The sequence below is a fragment of the Streptomyces sp. NPDC048057 genome (assembly GCF_040653095.1).
Lineage (GTDB): Bacteria > Actinomycetota > Actinomycetes > Streptomycetales > Streptomycetaceae > Streptomyces.
This window is the reverse complement of the sequence record NZ_JBEZNF010000017.1, coordinates 21,630-45,617: the sequence shown is the minus strand read 5'-3', so window position 1 is coordinate 45,617 and position 23,988 is coordinate 21,630. Positions and strand designations below refer to the sequence as shown.

Below are 23,988 nucleotides of genomic sequence, written 5' to 3'. Positions count from 1 at the left end.
CCGGACCGGTCCGGAGCCGGGCCGGGCTGCCGACGGCGGCGGCGGCGGCGGCGGCGGGCCAGCCTGCGCCGGGCCGGCCCGTCCTGGTGCTGGTGGCGCGGCCCGGCCCGGCCCGGCCCGGCTGCGGGCGGCTACTGCTCGTTCTGGCCCGCGTACATCTCGTCGATCAGGCCCTGGAACTCGCGCTCGACGGCCGGCCGCTTCAGCTTGAGGCTGGGCGTGAGGTCGCCGTGCTCGACGTCCAGGTCGCGCGGCAGGATCCGGAACTTCTTCACGGTCTGCCAGCGCTGGAGGCCCTCGTTGAGCTGGTCCACGTACCCCTGGATCAGCTTCGTGGTGGCGGGATCGGCCACCACCTCCGCGTACGCCTTGCCCTCCAGGCCGTTCTCCGCGGCCCACCCGAGGAGCGCCGCCTCGTCGAGGGCGATCAGGGCGCTGCAGTAGTTGCGGCCGGCGCCGACGACGACCACGTTGGAGACCAGCGGACAGGTCGCCTTGAACTGGATCTCCACCTCCGTCGGCGCGATGTACTTGCCGCCCGAGGTCTTGATCAGGTCCTTCTTGCGGTCGGTGATGGTGAGGTAGCCGTCGTTGGACAGCTCCCCGATGTCACCGGTGTGGAACCAGCCGTCCTCCTCCAGGACCTCCGCGGTCTTCTCCGGCAGGCCGTGGTAGCCGTCCATGATGCCGGGGCCGCGCAGCAGGATCTCGCCGTCCTCCGCGATCCGCACCTCCGTGCCGGGCAGCGGCTTGCCGACGGTGCCGGTGCGGTACGCCTCGCCGGGGTTCACGAAGGACGCGGCGCTGGACTCGGTCAGTCCGTACCCCTCCAGGACGTGGACGCCGGCGCCGGCGAAGAAGTAGCCGATCTCGGGCGAGAGGGCGGCCGAGCCGGAGACCGCGGCGCGCAGCCGGCCGCCGAACGCCTCGCGCAGCTTCCCGTACACGAGGGCGTCGGCGAGCTTGTGCTGGGCGCTCAGCCCGAAGGGGGCGGAGGCGGTGCCGGTGCGCCGGAAGTTGTCCTGGGTGACCTTGGCGTACTCGCGGGCGACGCCGGCCGCCCACTGGAAGATCTTGTACTTGGCGGGGCCGCCGGCGCGCGCCTTGGCCGAGACGCCGTTGTAGACCTTCTCGAAGATCCGGGGGACGGCCGCCATGTAGGTGGGCTGGACGACCGGCAGGTTCTCCACGATCTTGTCGATGCGGCCGTCGACCGCGGTGACGTGGCCGACCTCTATCTGCCCGGAGGTCAGCACCTTGCCGAAGACGTGGGCGAGCGGCAGCCACAGGTACTGCACGTCGTCCCGGCTGATCAGCCCGGTCGCGGCGATGGCCTTGGCCATGTACGACCAGTTGTCGTGCGGCAGCCGGACGCCCTTGGGGCGGCCGGTGGTGCCGGAGGTGTAGATCAGCGTCGCGAGCTGGGTGGCGGTGATCGCGTCGATCCGGTCCTTGACGGCCGAGGGCTGGGCCTCCAGGTGGGCCCGGCCGCGCTCTTCGAGGTCGTCGAGGGTGAGGACGAAGTCGTCGGCGGCCCCGTCGCCTTCCGTGACGGCGTCGATGCCCTCGGCATCGACGACGACGACGTGCTGGAGCTCGGGGAGGTCGGCGCGGTGGGCGAGGGCCTTGGCGAGCTGGGAGGCGTCCTCGGCGACCAGCACCCGGCTGCCTGAGTCGGCGAGGATGTACGCCGTCTCCTCGGCGTTCGTGGAGGGATAGACCGTCGTCGTCGCACCGCCCGCGCACATCACGCCCAGGTCGGCCAGGATCCACTCGATCCTGGTCGTGGACAGGACGGCGACCCGGTCCTCGGGGCGGACGCCGAGCGCGACCAGGCCGGCGGCGATCGCGTACACCCGGTCCGCGGTCTCCCGCCAGCTCAGCGACGCCCACTCGGAGGGGCCGTCGGCCGTCGCCGAGGGGAGCGGATAGCGGTATGCCTCGGCGTCCGGCGTCGCGTCCACGCGCTCGGTGAACAGGGTCGCCACCGAGGGCGGGCGGTTCTCGATCATGGTCTGGGTATCGCTCAAGACGTCCTCCGGGCGGTCGGCAGCTCGGCACCGGCAGCGCTGCACGAGCACTGCACGACCGTGCACGACGGGCTGTGTTTTACGCACGACGGCTGTATTTAACTGGCGAGTAACTATCGAGCCGCGCTCACATTAGAACGCGCCATAGCCCCTGCGTAAGGGGATGGAGCCGACGGCTTCACGGTGACGCCGAACGGGTGCGCGGGACGCCCGGGGTGCAAGTGGTGCCTGCGGGGCACGGGACGCGGACGGCGAAGGTGCTCGAAGGTGCCGTCCGCGACCCGCCGGGGCGGCTACTTCTTGCCCTTGCCGCCGCTGTCGTCACTGGAGAGGACCGCGATGAACGCCTCCTGCGGCACCTCGACGCTGCCGACCATCTTCATCCGCTTCTTGCCCTCCTTCTGCTTCTCCAGCAGCTTCCGCTTCCGGGAGATGTCACCGCCGTAGCACTTGGCGAGGACGTCCTTGCGGATGGCCCGGATGGTCTCGCGGGCGATGACGCGGGAGCCGATGGCGGCCTGGATGGGCACCTCGAACGCCTGCCGCGGGATCAGCTCCCTCAGCTTGGCGACCAGCCGCACCCCGTACGCGTACGCCTGGTCCCGGTGCGTGATGGCGGAGAAGGCGTCGACCTTGTCGCCGTGCAGCAGGATGTCGACCTTCACGAGCTGGGCCGACTGCTCACCGGTGGGCTCGTAGTCCAGCGAGGCGTAACCGCGGGTCTTGGACTTCAGCTGGTCGAAGAAGTCGAAGACGATCTCCGCGAGGGGGAGGGTGTAGCGGATCTCCACCCGGTCCTCGGACAGGTAGTCCATGCCGAGCAGCGTGCCGCGGCGGCTCTGGCAGAGCTCCATGATCGAGCCGATGAACTCGCTGGGGGCGAGGATCGTGGCCCTCACGACGGGCTCGTACACCTCGTCGATCTTGCCCTCGGGGAACTCGCTCGGGTTCGTGACCGTGTGCTCGGTGCCGTCCTCCATCAGGACGCGGTACACCACGTTCGGCGCGGTCGCGATCAGGTCGAGCCCGAACTCGCGCTCCAGGCGCTCGCGGATCACGTCCAGGTGCAGCAGGCCGAGGAAGCCGACGCGGAAGCCGAAGCCGAGGGCGGCGGAGGTCTCCGGCTCGTAGACCAGGGCGGCGTCGTTGAGCTGGAGCTTGTCGAGGGCGTCGCGCAGCTCGGGGTAGTCCGAGCCGTCCAGCGGGTAGAGGCCGGAGAACACCATCGGCTTGGGGTCCTTGTAGCCGCCGAGGGCCTCCTCGGCGCCCTTGTGCTGCTGGGTGATGGTGTCGCCGACCTTGGACTGGCGGACGTCCTTCACACCGGTGATCAGATAGCCCACCTCGCCGACGCCGAGGCCGTCGGCCGGGAGCATCTCGGGCGAGTTGGTGCCGATCTCCAGGAGTTCGTGGGTGGCGCCGGTGGACATCATGCGGATGCGCTCGCGCTTGCCGAGCTGGCCGTCGACGACCCGGACGTAGGTGACGACGCCGCGGTAGGAGTCGTAGACCGAGTCGAAGATCATCGCGCGGGCGGGGGCATCGGCGACGCCGACCGGCGCGGGCACCTCGCGGACCACGCGGTCCAGCAGCGCCTCGACGCCCAGACCGGTCTTGGCGGAGACCTTCAGCACGTCGTCCGGGTCGCAGCCGACCAGGTTCGCCAGCTCCTCGGCGAACTTCTCCGGCTGGGCGGCCGGCAAGTCGATCTTGTTGAGGACGGGGACGATCGCGAGGTCGTTCTCCATCGCCAGGTAGAGGTTGGCGAGGGTCTGCGCCTCGATGCCCTGGGCGGCGTCCACCAGCAGGACCGTGCCCTCGCAGGCGGCCAGGGAGCGGGAGACCTCGTAGGTGAAGTCCACGTGCCCCGGGGTGTCGATCATGTTCAGGATGTGCGTCTGGCCCTGGCCCTCGCCCTCGGTGGGCGCCCACGGCAGACGGACGGCCTGGGACTTGATCGTGATGCCGCGTTCGCGCTCGATGTCCATGCGGTCGAGGTACTGAGCACGCATCTGCCGCTGCTCGACCACCCCGGTCAGCTGGAGCATCCGGTCGGCAAGCGTCGACTTGCCGTGGTCGATGTGCGCGATGATGCAGAAGTTGCGGATCAGCGCCGGGTCGGTACGGCTCGGCTCGGGCACGTTGGGAGGAGTCGCGGGCACGCAGGGTCCTGATTCTTGAGACGCCCCGGCGACGCCTGGCGTCTCGTCTCGGGCGATGGCGGATCGATACGTAGCCTCCATGGTCCCACGCGTACGGGACTGCGCCCGGTTTGGGCCGCTCGGAAGCCGGCTGGTAACGTGGTCAGCTGTGTCTCGTGCCCGACGGGCGGGCGCTCCCGAGGGTCAACCGCGGGGGTCGTTCGCACCGCGCGGTGCAGGGGACGCGCTCATCGAAGATCAATCGAACCTGAAAAGGCTCTTTCGTGGCGAACATCAAGTCCCAGATCAAGCGGAACAAGACGAACGAGAAGGCGCGCCTGCGCAACAAGGCCGTCAAGTCCTCGCTCAAGACCGCGATCCGCAAGGCCCGCGAGGCCGTCGCCGCCGGCGACGTCGAGAAGGCCACCGCGGCCACGCGTGAGGCGTGCCGCAAGCTCGACAAGGCCGTCTCGAAGGGCGTCATCCACAAGAACGCCGCCGCCAACAAGAAGTCGGCGCTGGCGTCGAAGACTGCCACCCTGCAGGGCTGATCACCCAGGCACCACCTCCGGTGACGTCCCTCGTGGACGGCGACCGGAAGACTTGATCGTCGACGGATCCGAGCGGGCCCTCTCTCATCCGCTCCCCGTCGACGTCTCGGACCCGCACTTGGTCCTGCGTTCGCCACGCAGGTGCGGGCCCACCCAGCAGTAGCCGAAGGCCCCGAGCTCCCCGCTCGGGGCCTTCGGCATGGGGTCCGTGTGAGGCCCTAGGCTCGGGTGCCGCGGCCGGAGCGGGCCGCGCGGGCGATGGTGACGACGGCCTTCTCCAGCGCGTACTCCGGGTCGTCGCCGCCGCCCTTCACCCCGGCGTCCGCCTCCGCGACGGCGCGCAGCGCGACGGCCACGCCGTCCGGCGTCCAGCCGCGCATCTGCTGCCGCACCCGGTCGATCTTCCACGGCGGCATCCCCAGCTCCCGCGCCAGGTCGGCGGGGCGTCCGCCGCGGGCGGAGGAGAGCTTGCCGATGGCTCGTACGCCCTGGGCGAGCGCGCTGGTGATCAGCACGGGGGCCACGCCCGTCGACAGCGACCAGCGCAGGGCCTCCAGCGCTTCCGCCGCCCTGCCCTCCACGGCACGGTCGGCGACCGTGAAGCTGGACGCCTCGGCGCGGCCGGTGTAGTAGCGGCCGACGACGGCCTCGTCGATCGTGCCCTCGACGTCCGCCACGAGCTGGGAGACGGCGCTCGCCAGCTCCCGCAGGTCGCTGCCGATGGCGTCGACGAGGGACTGGCACGCCTCGGGCGTCGCGGACCGCCCGAGCGTGCGGAACTCGGACCGCACGAACGTCAGCCGCTCCGCCGGCTTCGTCGTCTTGGGGCAGGCGACCTCCCGGGCCCCCGCCTTGCGGGCCGCGTCCAGCAGCCCCTTGCCCTTGGCCCCGCCGGGGTGCAGCAGGACCAGGGTGATCTCCTCGACGGGCGCGCCGAGGTAGCCCTTGACGTCCTTGATCGTGTCGGCGGAGAGGTCCTGGGCGTTCCGCACGATCACGACCTTGCGCTCGGCGAAGAGCGACGGGCTCGTCAGCTCGGCCAGGGTGCCGGGCTGGAGCTGGTCGGCGGTGAGGTCGCGCACGTCCGTGTCGGCGTCGGCGGCCCGCGCCGCCGCCACCACCTGCTGCACCGCACGGTCGAGGAGCAGGTCCTCCTGCCCCACCGCGAGGGTGACCGGAGCGAGCGGGTCGTCTGTCGAGTTCTTCCTGGTGGCCATCGCGCTCCAGCATCCCACGGTGCACCGACAACCCCGCCCCGGGTGGCGGAGCACGAGCGGGCGCGAGGCGGCCCGGGGCGGGGCCTGCTGCGGACCGGGCCGCCGGACTGATGGCGGTCGGGGTCGGGGTCGGGGTCGGGGGTCGGGGTCGGGGTCGGGGTCGGGGTCGGGGGTCGGGGTCGGGGGTCGGGGCGGGTGACGGACAATGACCAGGTGAACGATGGACGACACGTGCTGGTGCTGCCGGACCGCGACGCCGCCGAGGAGGTGGCGCAGGAACTGGCCGACCGCTTCGGCGTGGCCAACGAGCCCCAGCTCGTACGGGACGCCCTGGCGGGCGAGGACGACGCCGAGGACGCCCAGTGGCTGGTCGTGGTGGAGGACCCCGCGGCCCGCCTCGACCCCGCGGCCCTCGATGACTTCGCCGCCGAGTACGAGGGCTGGCTCGAAGCGCCCCGCTGACGCCCCTGCCGGGGCGCGACGGGCGACGCCGGGACAGGTCAGCGGCGCGTGTCGCGCGGATCGACGGGCAGCCGGTCCAGCTGGATCCCGAAGCGGTCGCGGTACGCCGCAAGGACAGCGGCGTCGTCGGGCAGCTCCTCCGTGTGCCGCTCGCCGTGCGCGGTGGTGACCAGGGTGTGACCGCTGAGGGTGATCCGCCCGTCCTCGGTGAGCCGGGAGCAGACCAGGGACCGGGTGAAGTGGGACCGGGGCGAGGTGCTGTGCCACCAGGCGCCCGCCGCGAAGTCCGCCAGCACGCGCGGCCGGGTCTCGATGCGGAACTGCGGTTTCCCGTCCCGGTACAGGTCGAGGTCCCCGTGGTCCCCCGTCTCGACGAGCCGGAACGTCCCGGCCGGGTCCGACTGGTCCTCGCGCAGGTCGAAGGCGAGGGGGTGGTGGGTGTGGTCCCCGAAGCCGACGTCCACGAGCCAGCGCCCGGCAGCGCCCTCCGTCTCCACCAGCAGCACGAGGTGGTCGTGGGGAATCCCCAGCCGTCCGTCCTCGTCGAAGACCCGCGCCTGGAGGTGGGTCACGGCGTACCCGAGGTCCTTCAGCAACACGGCGAAGGCGCCGTTGAGTTCGTAGCAGAAGCCGCCGCGCCCCGCTCCCACGATCTTGTCGAGCAGCAGCTTCTCCTCCAGCACGATCTCCTCGTCGAGGTGCACCGAGAGGTTCTCGAACGGAACGCTCCGTAGGTGGCGCAGCTGCAACTCGCTCAAGTGCGCGACGTCTGCGTGCCGCGGGCGGTCCATCCCCAACCGAGCGAGATAAGCGTCCATGGGGACAGTGTGACCCCGCCCCGGCTCGCGCCGCAGCGTCTGCCTTCCGGCTTGGTCCCAAGGTCCGATCCCATGGGGACCAGCGACCGAGCGGTGTCTCCGTCCGGCGGCGGAGCGCCCGCGTCCTGCCACGGCGCGGGCCGCGCAGGGTCGCGCGCAGGCCGGGGCCCTCGCCCGTCACCGCGATCGGGCCGTGCTCGTCGGTGCGCAGCACGACCGCTCCCCCGGCCCGCAGCGCACGGACCGTACGGGGCGCGGGATGGCCGTAGCCGTTGTCCCGGCCGACGGAGATCAGCGCGAGGGAGGGGCGCAGCGCGCGCAACAGGCCGGGGTCCTGATGGGCGGAGCCGTGGTGGGCGACCTTGACGACGTCGACCCGGGGCATGACGGGCTGGGCCAGCAACAGGCCGCGCTGGGCGGGTGGTTCGAGGTCTCCGAGCAACAGCAGGGTGGGGCCGGCGGCGACGCGGACGAGGAGGGTGACGCTCGCGTCGTTGGGGCCCTCGGGCGACCCCGCGGCTGCGGTGGGCGCGGCGGGCCACAGGACCTGCCAGCTGAGCCGGCCGACAGTGCGCCGCTCCCCTCGGGCCGCGGGGAGCAGGGGCACACCGGCCTGCTCAGCCGTGCGGCGCACGAAAGCGCTCTGCTCGTGCGGTTCGTGGAAGGTGGTGGTCTGCACGGCGCCGACCGCCCGGCCCCGGAGGACTCCGGGAAGCCCCCGCACGTGGTCGGCGTGGAAGTGGGTCAGCACGACCAGGGGGACGCTGGTGACGCCCAGTTCGCGCAGGCAGCGATCGACGGCTTCGGGGTCGGGGCCGACGTCCACCACCACCGCGGAGCCCGCGCCGGCCGCCAGCACCCCCGCGTCCCCCTGCCCCACGTCGCACATCGCGAACGACCAGTCCGGCGGCGGCCAACCGGTGAGGACGCGGGTCAGTGGAGCGGGGCGGACCAGGGCGCACAGGAGCAGCAGGGCGCCGGCCACGGCCACCCAGGGCCGTCGGGGCAGGCGGCGGACGAGCGGGACGGCGAGGCCCGTGGTGGCGGCCAGCAGCAGCCCGCCGCGCCAGCCGCCCGGCCAGTCCACCTGCGCTCCTGGCAGCCCGGCGCCCGTGCGGGCGACCGCCGCGATCCATTCGGCGGGCCACCCTGCGCCCGCGGCGAGCACTTCGGCCGCGGGCATCGACACCGTGGCGGTGGCGAGGGCGGCGAAGCCGAGGACGGTCACCGGGGCGACCGCGAACTCGGCGGCCAGATTGCAGGGGATGGCCGTCAGGCTGACCTTCGCGGCGAAGACCACGACCACCGGGGCGCACACGGCCTGTGCCGCCCCGGCCGCGGCCAGCACCTCGGCGAGCCTCGGCCGCACGCCCTTGCGCACCAGGGCCGCGCTCCACCCCGGGGCGACGACCAGCAGCGCACCGGTGGCGAGGACGGAGAGCGCGAAGCCGTAGCTCCGGGCCAGCCAGGGGTCGTAGAGCACCAGTAGCAGCACGGCACCGGCGAGGGCGGGCAGGAGCGACCGTCGGCGCCCCGTGCCGACGGCGAGCAGGGTGATGGCACCGCAAACCGCCGCCCGCAGCACGCTCGGTTCGGGTCGGCACACCACGACGAACGCCAGCGTCAGTCCCCCGCCGACGAGCGCCGTCTGACGGAGCGGGATCCCCAGCCGAGGGGCGAGGCCGCCCCGCTCCGCGCGGCCCGCCCTGCTCGGCGGCCCGATCAGCAGCATCAGCACGATGGTGAGGTTGCTCCCCGAGACGGCCAGCAGATGCGTGAGGTCGGTCGCCTCGAACGCCGCCCGCAGCTCGGGGGTGATCCGTGCGGTGTCCCCGACGGTGAGTCCGGGAACCAGCGCGCGGGCGTCCGCGGGGAGTCCTTCGGTCGCCGCCCGCAGTCCGGCACGCAGCCCGCCCGCGGTGCGCTGCACGACGGACGGGGCGCCGATGACCTCGGGCGGCCGGTCCGCGCCGATCGCGATCACGGCCGCGAACCGGGTCTCGCCATCCATCGGCGGAGCGAGCCGCGCCGAGACCTTCAGCCGGGTCGACGGCAGCAGCTCCCGCCAGCGCGCGAGGGCCTGGGGCGCCCCTTGTGGTCGCACCAGAACCAGCACCGGCGTACGGACGGCTTCGGACGCCCCACCGGTCCCGACGACTCGTAGCGCCTCGGCTTCGATGGCGAGCGGTCGGACGGACGGCCCGCCACCGTCGCCGCTCCCGCGGGGGCGGGTGGGCCTCGGGTCGGCGGTCAAAGACAGTTCCACAGTGGCGTGGGCGTACCGCTCCGCGAGCCCGGGCACTGGCCCACGGCGCAGGTCAGCGCTGTGCAGCCCGGCTGCGGCAATGCCCGCGCCCGCGCACAACAGGACCGCCGCAAGCGCGGTCGCATGCTGCCCGTGCCACCGGCCGGCGCCTCGGCCCGGTCGCAACCACAGACGCCACGAGGGCTGTTCGGCATGGAGACCTCCGGCCTCGTGCCCGATCCGGTCGAACGTCTCGGTGCGGACCGGCTCTTGGGGGCGCGCCGGGCGGACGGGTGCCTGACTGGCGCAAGTCCTGCTGCCCCCGGTCCGGAGCCAACCGGCGGCCATCGGCACGAGCAGCACGGCTGCCGCCGCGAGACAGAGCGCCGCGCTCGGCGCCGTCCACCGCTCGGGCGCACCGACGGCCAGGGCCGAGGCGCCCCAGGCTGCCACCGCCGGCAGCACCAGGCGCAGATCGGCCGGGCCCTCCCAACGGGGGTGGGACGCCCCCAGTCGGTGTCCGGACGCGGCGTGGACCGCTGGGCGCCTCATGGCCGTACGAGGGGCTTGAGGTCGGCAAAACGTCGGGCGCCGATTCCGTCGACCTCGCGCAGCTCGTCGACGGACCGGAATCCGCCGTGCTGCGTGCGGTAGTCGACGATGTGCTGGGCGAGCACGGGGCCGACGCCGGGCAGGGTGTCGAGCTGCTGCACGGTCGCGGTGCTCAGGCTCACCGGGCCGGGCGGCCGCGTCCCCGGGGCAGCGGCACCCGCCGCAGCTCCCGCAGCATCACCGGGCGCCCCGCCAGGCGGGGCCGCGCCCGGCGGCAGCGGTACCCCGACCACGACCTGCTCTCCGTCCATCAGCACCCGTGCGCGGTTGAGCCCGGTCAGATCAGCGCCTTCTTTGGGGCCTCCCGCAGCCGTGAGGGCGTCGGTGACCCGCGAGCCCGCGGGCAACTTGAGCACCCCGGGCCGCCGCACCTTGCCGCTCACGTCCACCACGATCCGCCCGCCCGGCCCCGCACCGGTCGGTGATGACGCCCCGGGCGCGGGTAGCTCGGACGACTCGAGCGGCCTCGCCAAAGGCGCGCCCTGCTGAACCAGTTCGGGAGCGCGAACCGTCTCGGGCCTGCCCAGCCAGAAGTGGTACGCCGCGAACGCCGCTGCCACCACCAACACGACCGTCAGCGCGGCGAGGGATCTCGGCTCAAGCCCACATCTGAGCTGCAACCAGACCGGTAACCGGTCCCGCAACGCAAGCCCGGCGCCGCGCAGCGCATCGCCCCGCCCCGGCTCGCCCGCAGGCCGGGCCCCCGGGCGAGGACCGAAGTCCGCGCCGGTGGCCGGCCCTTCGTCCGTCAGTCCGGTGCGCGCCGAATCACCACGAGGACCGCCGCCGAGCAGAAACGCGTCCGCCCTCGCGCGGGCGTGCCCGACAGCAGCGGGATCTGGCGCATGACGTCTCACGCGCAACCGCGGCGGGCGGACCACCCGACGGCCCCGGCCCGGCCCCGCCCCTCGACCGGCGCCCAGGCGGCCCGAGCCGACGACACGGACGGTGGCCGGACTCGTCCCCGAGCCCCAGTCCGTATCCACGCTCGCGCCCGCGTCCGACCCCGACGCGGGGTCCTGAGCGGGGTCCCGGGCAGGGACCGTGACCGGTCGGCGCCGTGGACGAACGCGGCCGTCGGACGTCGGGCCCCGGCCGGGTCCACTCGTAACAGAGCGTGATCGAAGTGCCATGCGTACGACCGTAGGCACCTTCGACAGAACCCGCTGAACTCACCCAAATTCCGTGGATAACCACCGTGTTGTGGAAAACTCCGTCACCCGTACGGGGACCATCAGTGCAGAATCCCGCCCCACAAGCCGAACAATCCGGCGCGGCACCGCAACCCCTCACGCCACGCCCCACCAGCCACCCCGGGGCAGCTCAGTGCGGTGAGACCACCGCTCCCAACAGCCCCGGCCCCGTGTGCGCCCCGATCACCGCGCCCACCTCGCTGACGTGCAGCTCCGCCAGCCCCGGCACCCGTTCCCGCAGCCGCTCGGCCAGCGCGGCGGCCCGCTCCGAAGCGGCCAGGTGGTGCACCGCGATGTCCACGCTCCCCGCCCCCGCGCACTCGACGGCCAGTTCCTCCAGCCGGGCGATCGCCTTCGACGCCGTCCGCACCTTCTCCAGCATCTCGATGCGACCGCCGTCGAGTTGGAGGAGCGGCTTCACCGCGAGCGCCGAACCCAGCAGCGCCTGCGCCGCCCCGATCCGACCACCGCGCCGAAGGAAGTCCAGGGTGTCGACGTAGAAGTACGCGGCGGTGCCGGCGGCCCGCTTCTCCGCCGCGGCCACCGCCTCGTCGAGCGTGCCGCCGCACTCCGCGGTCTCCGCCGCGGCCAGCGCGCAGAACCCGAGGGCCATCGCCACCATGCCGGTGTCCACCACCCGCACCGGCACCGGAGCGTCCTTGGCGGCGAGCACGGCCGCGTCGTACGTACCCGAGAGCTCCGCCGACAGATGGAGGGAGACGATGCCGGTCGCGCCTGCCGCCGCGCACGCGCGGTACGTCTCGGCGAACACCTCCGGGTTCGGCCGGGACGTGGTCACCGGACGTCGCTTCTGGAGGGCGGCGGCGAGCGAGCGCGCCGAGATCTCCGTGCCCTCCTCCAGCGCCTGATCGTCCAGGACCACCGTCAGCGGCACCGTCACGATGCCGTGGTGCTCCACGGCCGGCGGCGGCAGGTAGGCCGTTGAATCGGTGACGATCGCGACATGGGGGGACATGCCCCGGAGGTTACCGGTCAGGGGCGCGGGACGGCAGTCCGGCCCCTCAGGCCCCTCGGCCCACGCGCGGGGTTCCGACCGCGGCGCACCACAGTGCCCCGCGGTCGCAGCACCACGGCCGGCGGCGGCAGTTGTGGCATCAGTTGGTGGTCTCGGGGCGGGCCGTCTTCTGCCAGGGATAGTGCTCCTGCCGCGGATCCCGCGCGGTGATCGCCGGCGGCTCGGCCCCGGCCTCCCGCTCCTCGCGACCAGCACCAGCACCAGCACCAGCACCAGCACCAGCACCAGCACCAGCACCAGACCCTGCCTGTTCGCCGGCCCCCGCGCCAGCAGTCGGCTGCGCCGGCTGGCTCGAATCGTCCTCCGCCCAGGAACGCCCGGAGGGCGAGCCCGAGGCAGCCTCGGGGGCAGAACTCTCGGTCCAGTGCCGCAGCGCACCCGCCTCCATGTCGATCTGCGTGCTCAGCACGTCGAGGTCGTCCTCGGCGAACTTCTGCGCACGATCACGCGCGGCCCACCGCAGCGACTCCGCCGAGTGCACGATCCGCTCCATCCGCTCCCGCAGCTCCGGCAGCCGCGCCGCCACGGTGCTCCGGTCGGGCTCCCGCTCCAGCCGCTTGAGCTCGTCGTCCAGCTCGTGTCCGTGCACGCTGAGCCGCTCGAAGAGGGCGAGGGACTCCGAGAGTCCCGAGTCCTCCGCCACGCCCGCCCGCAGCGCGTCCTGCGTGGCCCGCATCGAAGTCCGCAGCGACAGCCGGAGCTGGGCCAGCTCCCCCGCGACCCCGACCTGACCGAGGCTCTTGGCCCGCAGGGTGGTCTCCTCGACCGTGCGCCGCGCCTGCGTGACGGTGCGCTCCACGCCCCGCTTCGCCGCGCCCACGGCCTTGACCGTGACATAAGCCCCCAAACCGACGAAGGCGAAGAAGAGCAGCGCCAGAATCAAGATCACGGCTTCCATGGGCGGCCCTTCGACATCGGTTGTGGTCCTTCCAACGGTAAACGGAACGGGCAGGCCGCGGGTTCCAGCAGAACCCTCAGCCTGCCCTTGGGAAGACCCCTGGTTGGCCCCCGAGAAGACCCCGGAGTAACCCCGAGGACGGCACCGCACGAGGACGAGGACGCCCAACGGCGATGCCACCCGTGATGCGTTCCGCGACGACGGCGTTACGCAGGGACGACGGGGACGGCCCTACGCAGGTACGACGGGGGCGGTGTCACGCGGGGACGATGTTGACCAGCTTCGGCGCCCGGACGATCACCTTCCGGATGCCCGCGCCGTCCAGCGCCGCCACCACCGCCGGGTCCGCCAGCGCCAGCGCCTCCAGCTCCTGCTCCGAGATCGAAGGCGGCACCTCCAGACGCGCCTTGACCTTGCCCTTGATCTGCACCACGCAGGTCACGGCCTCGTCCACGACATACGCCGGATCGGCCACCGGGAAGGGCCGGTGCACCACCGAGTCGGTGTGGCCCAGCCGCCGCCACAGCTCCTCGGCGACGTGCGGCGCCAGCGGCGCGACCAGCAGCACCAGCCGCTCGACCACGTCCCGCGGCACGGCCCGACCCGCCTTGGTCAGGTGGTTGTTCAGCTCGGTGATCTTGGCGATGGCGGTGTTGAAGCGCAGCCCCGCCATGTCCTGGCCGACCCCGTCGATGGCCTTGTGCAGCGCCCGCAGCGTCGCCTCGTCGGCCGTGCCGGCGTCCGCGACCGCGACCTCGCCGGTCGCCTCGTCGACGACGTTCCGCCACAGCCGCTGGAGCAGTCGGTACTGCCCGACGACGGCACGGGTGTCCCACGGCCGCGACACGTCCAGCGGACCCATCGCCATCTCGTACAGTCGCAGCGTGTCCGCCCCGTACTCGGCGCAGATCTCGTCCGGAGTGACGGCGTTCTTCAGGGACTTGCCCATCTTGCCCAGCTCGCGCTTCACGCGCTCGCCCTCGTGGAAGAAGCCGCCGTCCTGCTCCTCCACCTCAGTGGCCGGCACCGGGAACCCGCGGGCGTCCCGGTAGACGTATGCCTGGATCATGCCCTGGTTGAACAGCCGGTGGAACGGCTCCACGGAGGAGACGTGACCCAGGTCGAACAGCACCTTGGACCAGAACCGCGCGTACAGCAGGTGCAGTACGGCGTGCTCCTGACCGCCCACGTACAGGTCGACGCCGCCGTGCGGCTTCTCCTCGGTCGGCCCCATCCAGTACCGCTCGATGTCGGGCGCGACCAGCTCGCGGTCGTTGTCCGGGTCCAGGTAGCGCAGCTCGTACCAGCACGAACCCGCCCAGTTGGGCATGGTGTTGGTCTCGCGGCGGTACCGGCGGGGGCCGTCGCCCAGGTCCAGGGTGACGTTCACCCAGTCCTCGTTGCGCGACAGCGGAGTCTCGGGCTCGGTGTCGGCGTCGTCCGGGTCGAAGGTGCGCGGCGAGTAGTCGTCCACCTCCGGCAGTTCCAGCGGCAGCATCGAATCGGGCAGCGGGTGCGCGACGCCGTCCTCGTCGTAGACGATGGGGAACGGCTCGCCCCAGTAGCGCTGCCGGCTGAACAGCCAGTCGCGCAGCCGGTAGGTGACCGTGCCCTCGCCGATGCCCTCCTCGCGCAGCCAGCCGATCATCTTGGCCTTGGCCTCGGCGACGTCCAGGCCGTCCAGGGAGATCCTGTCGTTGGCGGAGTTGATCGCCGGCCCCTGGCCGGTGTACGCCTCGCCCTCCCAGCCCTCCGGCGGCCGTACGGTGCGGATGATCGGCAGCTCGAACGCCTCCGCGAACTCCCAGTCCCGCTCGTCCTGTCCGGGGACGGCCATGATCGCGCCGGTGCCGTAGCCCATCAGGACGTAGTCGGCGACGAAGACGGGGACGCGGGTACCCGACACCGGGTTGACCGCGTACGCACCGGTGAAGACGCCGGTCTTGTCCTTGTGCTCGGTCTGCCGCTCGACGTCGCTCTTGTTCTGCGCCTGCTTGCGGTACGCGGCCACGGCGTCGGCCGGGGTCGCGGCGCCGCCCGTCCAGGCGTCCTTGACGCCCTGGGGCCACTCGGCGGGCAGGATGGAGTCGATCAGGTCGTGCTCGGGCGCCAGGACCATGTAGGTGGCGCCGAACAGGGTGTCGGGGCGGGTGGTGAAGACCGTGACCGCCGCGTCCTCGTGGCCGTCGACCGCGAAGTCCAGGCGGGCGCCCTCGGAGCGGCCGATCCAATTGCGCTGCTGCAGCTTGATGGCGTCCGGCCAGTCCAGCGCGTCCAGGTCGTCCAGCAGCCGGTCCGCGTAGGCGGTGATCCGCATGTTCCACTGGCGCAGGTTGGCCTTGAAGACGGGGAAGTTGCCGCGCTCGGACCGACCGTCGGCGGTGACCTCCTCGTTGGCCAGCACGGTGCCCAGACCGGGGCACCAGTTGACTGGGGAGTCCGACGCGTACGCCAGTCGGAACCCGCCCAGGACCTCCGCGCGCTCCGCCGCGCTCAGCTCGCCCCACGCGCGCGGGGTGCCGGGCACGGCGCGCCCCGCCTCGAACTGGGCGACCAGCTCGGCGATCGGCCGGGCCCGGCCCGCCTCCTCGTCGTACCACGAGTTGAAGATCTGGAGGAAGATCCACTGGGTCCAGCGGTAGTACGAGGGGTCGATCGTCGCGATCGACCGGCGCTGGTCGTGCCCCAGGCCCAGCCGGCGCAGCTGCCGCTTCATGTTCTCCATGGCGGCTTCGGTGGAGACCCGGGGGTGCGTGCCGGTGGCGATGGCGTGCTGCTCGGCGGGCAGGCCGAAGGCGTCGAAGCCCAGGGTGTGCAGGACGTTGTGGCCCGTCATGCGCTGGTAGCGGGCGTACGCGTCGGTGGCGATGTAGCCCAGCGGGTGCCCGACGTGCAGACCGGCGCCGGACGGGTACGGGAACATGTCCATGATGAACTTGCGCGGCCGGGCGACCACCTCGGAGTCGCCCGCCAGGTCACCGCTGGGGTTCGGCGTCTCGTAGGTGCCCTCCGCCTCCCAGACGTCCTGCCAGCGTGCCTCGATGTCGGCGGCCATGGCTGCCGTGTACCGGTGCGGCGCGGCCACCTGCGCAGCAGATGCGGCAGAAGCGGCGGAATTCATCTCGCTCATGGTCCTCAAAGCTCCATCGATCGTCTCTGCTTGCGGTCGGGAAGGGCTCGTGGCCCACCGTCGAGTGGCCCACAAACAAAAGGACCCCTCGCACAGGAGGGGACGCCGCGCCGATTCCGACCGGATTCTTCATCCGTCGGGACTGATCAGCGCGGCTCGCTAAGCAGAAGGCGTACGGCACGCATGGCGCCAGGGTACCGCAGCGGGCCTGGCGGACGCGCGCGGGTACGGGGCGCGCGGTGTCGCACGGAACCCGTCGCCGGGTCCGGTGATCGAGACGACGGAAGGGATATCGAGACGAGCGGAGGCCGCCGCCGTATCCAACGGCATGGAGATCGAAATGCGGCGACCGGAGCACGGCGGTCGAGCGCCGCTCTTACCACGCGTATCGCCCCTATCCAGGGCAAGGCCAACGGGCATTGACAGCGCCCGCCTCCTCGATACCGGCAAACCCCGAACCGCTCAGTATGCGTCGACCTAGCATGCGACCACCGGGACCGCACTTCCCGCCCCCTCGGAGCCGCCCATGAAGCCCCACCGCAAGAGCCGTTCGTCGCCGGTGCCTCGTGCGGGGCCCAGCCGCGCGGTGCGGGGCGGGCTGTTGGTGGCCGCGGCCGTGTGCCTGCCACTGCTCGCCGTCGGCAGCGGCGACGACGTCCGCGCGGCGCTGGACTCCACCACCGGCGTCCTGTCCCTGGTGGCGCTGACCGCGTCCATCGCCTGGGGGCTGCTCGCCACCGACCGGCTGCTGCTCTCGCCGCGCCACCGCCTCGTCGCCCAGGCCGTGCACCGGGCGACCGCGGTGGGAGCGCTCGGTTTCCTGCTGCTGCACGCCGCTGTGAAGGTGTCGCTCGGGCACGTGCCGCTGCTCGGCGCGCTGGTGCCCTTCGGGCTCGGCGTGACCAGTACGGAGGGCCTGATCGGCTTCGGCGCGCTCGCGGGGGTCCTCATGGTGGTCACGGGGGCCACCGGGGCGCTGCGCAGCGCCCTCGCCGGCAACGTCCGGGTCGCGGGACGCTGGCGGTCCCTGCACGTGCTGGCCTATCCCGGCTGGTGCTTCGCCCTGGTGCACGGGTTGTTCGCGGGACGCCCCGCGCCGACCTGGGTGGTGGCGGCGTACGGTGCGGCGCTGATCGGCGTCGCGGGCGCCCTCTCCCTGCGGCTGCTGCCGCGACCCGCCCAGCGCCGGCTGGCCGCCCGGATCGCCGCGCTGACGGACGGCGGTCGGGACACCGGAACAAAAGAAGCGCCGCCGGCACCTATGGCTGGCGTCGATCGATCCCGCACTCCTCCGACCGCGCCCCAGGACGTACGGCAGACGGCACCGTGGCGCCCCGAGCGCGCGACTGTGGGCAGGCACCAGCAGCAGCCGCGCCTCGCGCCGCCGTTCCCGCAGTTGTACGAGGCACCACCGCCCCCTGCTGCCGAGCCTGTCGAGCACAGCAGGGACCTCGGGGCCGGTTCCCTCTCCGGCACCGGAATGTCCGCCGCCTACAGGGCGGTCTCCCGCGCGCGCGGGTCCGGTGGAACGGCGCCCTTGGCCGAGCGCGTGCCGATGACGGACGAACTGCCCGGCGTACCCGAGCAGCCGTACGGGCCCGAGGCATGGCGCACGCCTTCCCCTCCGCCTGCCCCACCCGTGCCGCCGTCGTACGTACCGGGCCCCGCCCCCGTACCGCCGACCGCTCCGCCCCAGCAGCCCCTTCCGTACGGCCATGGCACCCCGGCCCCGTATGCCGACCAGGCCCCGGGCGTACCGACCACCCCGCCCTCCCCGTACGACATCGACACCGCCGGTGCCCCGCCCGGGCCCCACCCGCCGCGGGCGGGCGAGCCCTGGGGCGCGCCCGCTGGAGACCGACCGTGAACCACCCCCTCCCCGACGTCCCCGAGGTCCGCGTCGTCGGCCTCCCCCAGCTCACCCAGGGCTTCGACCTCGTCGAGCGGCTGGACCTCGGCCTGCACCTGAAGGTGCACGGCCCCCTCGAACCGGTCACCGGCGAACTGCTGGCCCGGCTGACCGAGGAGATATCCCTGCGCGGCCGGGGCGGCGCGGGCTTCCCCTTCGGCCGGAAGCTGCGCGCGGTGGCCGCGTCCGCGATCCGACGCGGGGCGCGGCCCGTCGTCGTGGTCAACGGCAGCGAGGGCGAGCCGGCCTGCCGCAAGGACACCGTCCTGCTGAACCGTTCGCCGCACCTGGTCCTCGACGGGGCGCTGCTGGCCGCCGAGGCGCTGGGGGCCCGCACCCTGGTCGTCGCGGTCACCCGCGACTCCACCGAGATCTCGATCCGGGCGGCGCTCGCCGAGCGCGGCCTGTCGGACCGTCGCGGACACCAGATGCGCGCCCGGGTCGTACGGAACCCGGAGCGCATGGTCTCCGGCGAAGCGTCCGCGGTGATCCGGGCGATCAACGGCGGTCCCGCCCTACCGCCGGGCCGTCGGGTGCGGGCCGCCGAGAGCGGCGTGGGGGGCGCGCCGACGCTGCTCTCCAACGCCGAAACGTTCGCTCAGCTCGCGGTCGCCGCCCGGATCGGGGCGCACCGTTACCGCCGCACCGGCACCGCGACGGAGCCGGGCACGGTCCTGTTGACGATCTCCGGTGCGGTGGCGCGGCCGATGGTCGTGGAGGTGCCCACAGGAGTGCCGCTGCGCTACGTGCTCCAGCTCGCGGGCGCCCCGCCGGAGCCCGAGGGGGTGCTGACCGGCGGCTACCACGGAGAGTGGATCGGCACCGCCGCGGTCCACGAGGCGGTGGTCTCGCGCGAGTCCCTGGCGTCCGTGGGCGGCTCGCTCGGCGCGGGCGCGATCTTGCCCATCGGGTCGGACACCTGCCCGCTGGGCGAGGCGCTGCGGGTCGCGCACTGGCTTGCGGCGGAGACGGCCGGCCAGTGCGGGCCGTGCCGGCTGGGCCTGCCCGCCGCGGCCGGCGGGCTGGCGGACGTGATCAACGGCGGCGGTCCGACCGCGTTGGAGGCCCTGCGCGAGGTCACCCGGGCGGTCCGGGGGCGGGGGGCGTGCAAGCACCCGGACGGCTCGGCCCGCTTCTTCGCCTCCACGCTGTCCGCGTTCACCGACGACCTGGCCGCCCACGTGCTGTACGGCGGGTGCGGACGGGAGACGCAGGGCGTGCTGCCGCTGCCGCTGCCGGACTACGGGGACGTGGCGGAGCAGGGGCAGAGCGGCGAGAGGATCGTCATCGACTGGACGTTGTGTCAGGGGCACGGCCTGTGTGCGGACGTCGTGCCGGAGCTGATCGGGATCAACCCGGACGGGTTCCCCTCGGTGGCGGACGCCGTGGTGCCGGTGCATCTGCGGGGGCGCGCGCAGCGCGCCGTGCGCCGCTGCCCCGCGCTGGCGATGCGCATCGAGCAGACGGCCCCGCCGGAGTCGGACGGGGCGTCGCGCCCTGCGCTGCCCGTCGCGCACCGCAGGGCGCTGGGCAGCGACCCGCGCTGAGCGCCCTCAGACAGGGCGGGCCTGAGCAGGGCCAAACAAGAATCCCGCCGGACCGACGGGTCCTGGCGGGATCTTTGGTTTCCGTCCCTCGTCGAGACGGAGGTTGTGGAGCTAAGGAGAATTGAACTCCTGACCTCCTGCATGCCATGCAGGCGCTCTACCAACTGAGCTATAGCCCCTTGCGAGATGTCGCCCGGCCGGTTTCGTTCTCCGTGTCGCGGCGACGTCGACAACATTAACGCTCATCAGGGCGCTTCACCAAATCCGTTTCCGGCGCCCTGCCCGGGGTACCGTCCCCGGGCTCGGCGCCGGCCGCAGCTATGCCGTGGCGAACGAGTAGAAGCGCTTCAGCGTGCAGTGTTCGTCCAGCAGGCGGCCGTAGATCGGCTCGCCTTCCAGCTCCCGGTACGTCTCGATCGGGTCGCCTTTTATGATCAGCGCCCGCGCGCATTCCTCGCACCAGTACTGGTAGTCGGGGTTGATCGGGTCCATGTCGCGAACGATGGGCGTACCGCTGCCGCACCAGTCGCATTTACGCCTGTGTGCCCCCATCAGTCAGCTCCAGCAGTGGCCGCAGGACGTGCACACGAAAGAGACTCCACCATTGTCGCCGAGGACCTGGGCGACATGCGCCGATCCACAGGACGGGCAACTGAGGAGGGCACGCCCGTCCACCGCGGCGAGCAGGGCTCCATCGTCCTGGCTCGTACTGGCGGACATCGTGCACTCCTTCCCGTTCCGGCCGGTGTCCCCTCCGGCCGTCCGATTCTGCCACGACCAGGGCTGACAGGTCAGCGGCGTTCGCGCACGAGATGGGCCGCGGCCCCCAGGACCGACACGAAGGCCAGCGCGAGCGAACACCACCACCAGCCCTCGGCGGACCCTTCGGCTCCGGTAGCCGTCCGCTGGCTGAGGAACAGCGTGCCGAAGACGGCCACTCCCAGGACCTGTCCCAGTTGGGTGACGGTCACCAACAGTCCACTGGCGTCGGACGCGTCCTCCTGGCGTACGGTCGCCAACGCACCGGAGAGCACCGGGCTGAAGGCCGCCGCCAGGCCCGCACCGAGGCCGACGAGCGCGGGCAGCAGCAGGAGGCCACGTCCTCCCCGTTCCGCCACAGAAGCCCGCAGACGGCCGTGGAGAGCCCCGCGAGGGCGAACCCGGCGGGGACCAGCGCCGGTTGGAGCCGCGCCGGCCAGCGCTGCCAGGTGAGTCCCGCCAGGCCGAAGGCCAGGGCCGTCGGCGCGAACAGGAGCCCGGCGCGCAGGGGTTCGTACCCGAGTCCGTCCTGTACGTGGAGCGCGGCGGCGAAGACGAAGCCCGCGTTCGCGGCCATCGCGACGGCGATGCTGAAGGCGGCCGGACCCATGCCCGGGATCCTCAGGACGCGAGGGGCGATCAGCGGGGCGCCGCCGCGCCGGGCGAGCTGTGACTCGTACGCGAGGAAGGCGCCGAAGACGACGGTGGACGCCGCGATCCCGATCCAGGTCCACGCGGGCCAGCCCGTCTCGTGGCCGAGCACCAGGGGCACCGTCAACAGGCAGACGGCGAGGGCGAGCAGGACGAGTCCCGGCAGGTCGAGGCCGCGCGCGGACCGGTCGCCGGGGTCGCGCGGCAGCACCCGCAGCCCCAGCAGCAACAGCGCAGCGCCGATGGGGACGTTCACCAGGAAAACCGGGCGCCACGCCAGTCCGAACAGGTCCGCACTGACCAGGACCCCGCCGACCACCAGCCCGGAGACCGCGCCGAGGGCGAGCACCGCGGAGTACGCCCCGAGCACGCGCGCGCGTGCCTCGCCGGTGAAGTTGCGTTGGATCAGGCTGAGCACCTGGGGGATCAGCAGGGCCGCTCCCACGCCCTGGACCAGTCGGAAGCCGATCAATTGCCCGGTGTCGGCGGCGAGTCCGCAGGCGAGGGAGGCGGTCGTGAAGAGGGCGAGCCCGCCGGTCCACATCCGCCGGTGCCCGAGCAGGCCGCCCAACCGGGCGCCGGTGACGAGGAACACGGCGTACGCGATGGTGTAGCCGGCGGCGACGAGTTGCAGACCGGCGCCGGACGCGCCGAGTTCGGCGCGCATGGTGGGGATCGCCGTGCTGACGACGAAGGTGTCCAGCAGCGCCATGAACTGCGTGCCCAGCAGGGCCACCAGCAGCAGGGCCGGCCGGCCGCCGGGGCGCTTGTCAGTGCCGGGCCCTTTACTGGACGTACGGAGGTCGCCGGGGTTCGGCGGGCGGGAGGAGGTGGTCGACATGAGGTGGAGCCTGCCGGCGGTCCGGTACGGGTACTGAGAGCCCGCTGATACTGGTACTGGCAGCACCTGGCACGGTGCGCCAGCGGCGTCGACCATGGGGGACGTGACGACGATGACGACTGCCGACGGCACGGGCGGCACCACGGACGCGGCCGGCGCGGACGCGACGACCGGCTCGGGACGGCACCGCGGCAGACGCTCCTGCCGCCGCCGGCCAGAGCTCGCCGCCTTCCTGCGCAGCCGGCGGGCCCGGGTGACGCCCGCGGACGTCGGCATGCCGCCCGGCGCCCGGCGGCGCACGCCCGGACTGCGCCGCGAGGAGGTCGCCCAGCTCTCCGGCGTCGGCGTGACGTGGTACACGTGGCTGGAGCAGGGCAGGCCGATCAATGCGTCGCCCCAGGTCCTCGACGCGATAGCGCGCACGCTGCGGCTGGGCCCGTCCGAGCGCCAGCACCTGTACCACCTGGCGCAGGTGCCGTACGAGCAGAAGGTGCGGGAGGACCCCACCGGAGTGGGGCCCGAGGTTCAGGGCATCCTCGACGCCCTCGATTCCCGCCCCAGCGTGGTCTACAACGCCCGGTACGACGTCCTGGCGAGCAATCGGAGCTACGACCGGCTGTTCCGGAGCGAGCTGTTCGTGGGCAAGGGCCGGGGGAACGTGCTGTGGACGCTCTTCGTCGCGGCGGGGTGGGACCAGTGCCCGGTGCTCTACCCGGAGGTGGAGCTTCCGCTGATGGTGGCGCAGTTCCGCGGGGCGTACGGACGGCACGTGGGCGAGCCCGCCTGGGACTCGTTCGTCAGGGAGCTGTCGACGGCCAGTGACCACTTCGCCGAGCTGTGGCGCAGCGGGGACGTGGTGCTGCCGGGGCCGCGGATCAAGACGTTCCGCCATCCCGCCGTGGGTGTGATGCGGATGTCCTCGGTGTCCATGGAGATCAACGGCATGCCCGAGTGCCGGCTGGTGGTGTACTCCGCGGGCGACGAGGAGAGCGGGCAGCGGCTGGACGGGCTCCGGAAGCTCGACGAGCAGGGGGCGCTGTGAGGCGTACGGCCGGCACGGGACGAGGACGGGGGCCGGGCCGGGCCGGGCCGGGACAACGAGAGATCCCGCCCTCGAAGGAGGACGGGATCTCGGGGTGTGGAGCTAAGGAGAATTGAACTCCTGACCTCCTGCATGCCATGCAGGCGCTCTACCAACTGAGCTATAGCCCCTGGCGTTCTTCGCGCTCGGCGCTGCGAACAAGAAGAACTTTAGCCTGCGACCAGCCGGAAAGTGAAATCCGGTGGAGCGGGGCCGGGCGAACGGTCCGGGTCAGGTGTCGTCGCCCAGGACCGGCTCGGGCAGCGTGCCGGCGTTGTGCTCCAGCAGCCGCCAGCCGCGCGCGCCCTCGCCGAGGACGGACCAGCAGCAGTTGGAGAGGCCACCGAGGCTCTCCCAGTGCCGGGAGTCCAGGCCCAGGAGGCGACCGATGGTGGTGCGGATGGTGCCGCCGTGGCTGACGACGACCAGGGTGCCGTCCTCGGGCAGCTTCTCGGCGTGCTCCAGGACGACGGGCGCGGCACGGTCGGCGACCTCGGTCTCCAGCTCGCCGCCGCCCCTGCGCACGGGCTCGCCGCGCTTCCACGCCGCGTACTGCTCGTGGTGGCGCTCGATGATCTCCTGGTGGGTCAGGCCCTGCCAGACGCCCGCGTACGTCTCGCGCAGGGCTTCGTCGTGCGCGACCGGCAGCCCCGTCACCTCGGAGAGCTCGGCGGCGGTGGCCGCGGCCCGCTTCAGGTCGGAGGCGACGATCGCGTCCGGCTTGAGCGACGCGAGCAGCCGGGCCGCGCGACGGGCCTGGGCGATGCCGGTGTCGGTCAGGGCGATGTCCGTGGTGCCCTGGAAGCGACGCTCAAGGTTCCACGCGGTCTGGCCGTGCCGCCACATGACGACGCGACGGCCGGAGCG

Annotated in this window: 15 protein-coding genes, 2 tRNA genes and 2 pseudogenes; 5 read left to right on the top strand and 14 right to left on the bottom strand. The window is 72.7% G+C overall.

Features of this window, described 5'->3' with window-relative positions:
• Positions 1–131: 131 nt before the first annotated feature.
• Positions 132–2,030 (bottom strand): long-chain fatty acid--CoA ligase, encoded by a 1,899-nt coding sequence (locus AB0E05_RS20920; protein ID WP_361965547.1) that lies wholly within the window; start codon positions 2,028–2,030, stop codon positions 132–134.
• A gap of 293 nt (positions 2,031–2,323) precedes the next feature.
• Complete coding sequence (gene lepA, locus AB0E05_RS20915) at positions 2,324–4,192, bottom strand: translation elongation factor 4 (protein WP_361965545.1); 1,869 nt, start codon at positions 4,190–4,192, stop codon at positions 2,324–2,326.
• Positions 4,193–4,455: 263 nt separating this feature from the next.
• Here lepA and rpsT point away from each other — a divergent pair, with 263 nt between their 5' ends.
• Positions 4,456–4,722, top strand: a complete 267-nt coding sequence (gene rpsT, locus AB0E05_RS20910; RefSeq protein WP_361965543.1) for a 30S ribosomal protein S20 — start codon at positions 4,456–4,458, stop codon at positions 4,720–4,722.
• 218 nt (positions 4,723–4,940) lie between these two features.
• Here rpsT and holA read toward each other — a convergent pair whose 3' ends face one another.
• A complete protein-coding gene (gene holA, locus AB0E05_RS20905) occupies positions 4,941–5,939 on the bottom strand; it encodes a DNA polymerase III subunit delta (RefSeq protein ID WP_361965808.1) in 999 nt (332 codons plus the stop codon).
• A 213-nt stretch (positions 5,940–6,152) separates the two neighbouring features.
• On the opposite strand from holA, the gene AB0E05_RS20900 reads away from it, so the two are divergent.
• Positions 6,153–6,401 (top strand): hypothetical protein, encoded by a 249-nt coding sequence (locus AB0E05_RS20900; protein ID WP_361965541.1) that lies wholly within the window; start codon positions 6,153–6,155, stop codon positions 6,399–6,401.
• 38 nt (positions 6,402–6,439) lie between these two features.
• Here AB0E05_RS20900 and AB0E05_RS20895 read toward each other — a convergent pair whose 3' ends face one another.
• The 6 genes and pseudogenes from AB0E05_RS20895 to leuS all read right to left on the bottom strand — a co-directional run bounded on the left by AB0E05_RS20895 (position 6,440) and on the right by leuS (position 16,333).
• Positions 6,440–7,219: an arylamine N-acetyltransferase gene (locus AB0E05_RS20895; RefSeq protein ID WP_361965539.1), complete on the bottom strand. Its 780-nt coding sequence runs from the start codon at positions 7,217–7,219 to the stop codon at positions 6,440–6,442.
• Between the two features lie 151 nt (positions 7,220–7,370).
• A pseudogene (locus tag AB0E05_RS20890) lies at positions 7,371–10,016 on the bottom strand (ComEC/Rec2 family competence protein); the annotation flags it as partial.
• The gene (locus AB0E05_RS20885) at positions 10,013–11,209 is read right to left on the bottom strand and encodes a helix-hairpin-helix domain-containing protein (RefSeq protein ID WP_361965537.1); all 1,197 of its coding nucleotides are present in this window, start codon (positions 11,207–11,209) and stop codon (positions 10,013–10,015) included. The gene AB0E05_RS20885 and the pseudogene AB0E05_RS20890, both read right to left, overlap by 4 nt.
• A 190-nt stretch (positions 11,210–11,399) precedes the next feature.
• Positions 11,400–12,245, bottom strand: a complete 846-nt coding sequence (locus AB0E05_RS20880) for a DegV family protein (protein WP_361965535.1) — start codon at positions 12,243–12,245, stop codon at positions 11,400–11,402.
• A 139-nt stretch (positions 12,246–12,384) separates the two neighbouring features.
• Positions 12,385–13,203: a hypothetical protein gene (locus tag AB0E05_RS20875; protein WP_361965533.1), complete on the bottom strand. Its 819-nt coding sequence runs from the start codon at positions 13,201–13,203 to the stop codon at positions 12,385–12,387.
• Positions 13,204–13,459: 256 nt separating this feature from the next.
• Positions 13,460–16,333 carry a leucine--tRNA ligase gene (leuS, locus tag AB0E05_RS20870; protein ID WP_361965531.1) on the bottom strand — a complete coding sequence of 958 codons (2,874 nt, stop codon included), beginning with the start codon at positions 16,331–16,333 and terminating at the stop codon, positions 13,460–13,462.
• Positions 16,334–16,859: 526 nt separating this feature from the next.
• On the opposite strand from leuS, the gene AB0E05_RS20865 reads away from it, so the two are divergent.
• Complete coding sequence (locus AB0E05_RS20865; RefSeq protein ID WP_361965529.1) at positions 16,860–18,200, top strand: hypothetical protein; 1,341 nt, start codon at positions 16,860–16,862, stop codon at positions 18,198–18,200.
• Complete coding sequence (locus AB0E05_RS20860) at positions 18,197–19,789, top strand: NADH-ubiquinone oxidoreductase-F iron-sulfur binding region domain-containing protein (RefSeq protein WP_361965527.1); 1,593 nt, start codon at positions 18,197–18,199, stop codon at positions 19,787–19,789. Before AB0E05_RS20865 ends, AB0E05_RS20860 begins: the two co-directional genes overlap by 4 nt.
• Before the next feature lie 106 nt (positions 19,790–19,895).
• Here AB0E05_RS20860 and AB0E05_RS20855 read toward each other — a convergent pair.
• The 3 genes and pseudogenes from AB0E05_RS20855 to AB0E05_RS20845 form a co-directional block, all read right to left on the bottom strand.
• Positions 19,896–19,968, bottom strand: a tRNA-Ala gene (locus AB0E05_RS20855).
• Positions 19,969–20,107: 139 nt separating this feature from the next.
• Positions 20,108–20,341, bottom strand: coding sequence for a hypothetical protein (locus AB0E05_RS20850; RefSeq protein ID WP_328400676.1), 234 nt, complete (start codon positions 20,339–20,341; stop codon positions 20,108–20,110).
• Positions 20,342–20,580: 239 nt separating this feature from the next.
• Positions 20,581–22,040 (bottom strand): annotated as a pseudogene (locus tag AB0E05_RS20845) (MFS transporter).
• A 112-nt stretch (positions 22,041–22,152) separates the two neighbouring features.
• Between AB0E05_RS20845 and AB0E05_RS20840 the strand changes: the two are divergent.
• Positions 22,153–23,082 carry a helix-turn-helix transcriptional regulator gene (locus tag AB0E05_RS20840; protein WP_361965806.1) on the top strand — a complete coding sequence of 310 codons (930 nt, stop codon included), beginning with the start codon at positions 22,153–22,155 and terminating at the stop codon, positions 23,080–23,082.
• Positions 23,083–23,179: 97 nt separating this feature from the next.
• Here AB0E05_RS20840 and AB0E05_RS20835 read toward each other — a convergent pair.
• Positions 23,180–23,252, bottom strand: a tRNA-Ala gene (locus tag AB0E05_RS20835).
• 100 nt (positions 23,253–23,352) lie between these two features.
• On the bottom strand, positions 23,353–23,967 hold the full coding sequence (locus AB0E05_RS20830; protein WP_361965525.1) for a histidine phosphatase family protein: 615 nt from the start codon (positions 23,965–23,967) through the stop codon (positions 23,353–23,355).
• Positions 23,968–23,988: the final 21 nt, after the last annotated feature.

Coding starts and splice junctions, on each gene's coding strand:
- holA (WP_361965808.1), bottom strand. CDS start 5,939: ATGGCCACCAGGAAGAACTCGACAGACGACCCGCTCGCTCCGGTCACC.
- AB0E05_RS20895 (WP_361965539.1), bottom strand. CDS start 7,219: ATGGACGCTTATCTCGCTCGGTTGGGGATGGACCGCCCGCGGCACGCA.
- AB0E05_RS20885 (WP_361965537.1), bottom strand. CDS start 11,209: ATGGCACTTCGATCACGCTCTGTTACGAGTGGACCCGGCCGGGGCCCG.
- AB0E05_RS20880 (WP_361965535.1), bottom strand. CDS start 12,245: ATGTCCCCCCATGTCGCGATCGTCACCGATTCAACGGCCTACCTGCCG.
- AB0E05_RS20875 (WP_361965533.1), bottom strand. CDS start 13,203: ATGGAAGCCGTGATCTTGATTCTGGCGCTGCTCTTCTTCGCCTTCGTC.
- leuS (WP_361965531.1), bottom strand. CDS start 16,333: ATGAGCGAGATGAATTCCGCCGCTTCTGCCGCATCTGCTGCGCAGGTG.
- AB0E05_RS20865 (WP_361965529.1), top strand. CDS start 16,860: ATGAAGCCCCACCGCAAGAGCCGTTCGTCGCCGGTGCCTCGTGCGGGG.
- AB0E05_RS20850 (WP_328400676.1), bottom strand. CDS start 20,341: ATGGGGGCACACAGGCGTAAATGCGACTGGTGCGGCAGCGGTACGCCC.
- AB0E05_RS20840 (WP_361965806.1), top strand. CDS start 22,153: ATGACGACTGCCGACGGCACGGGCGGCACCACGGACGCGGCCGGCGCG.
- AB0E05_RS20830 (WP_361965525.1), bottom strand. CDS start 23,967: ATGTGGCGGCACGGCCAGACCGCGTGGAACCTTGAGCGTCGCTTCCAG.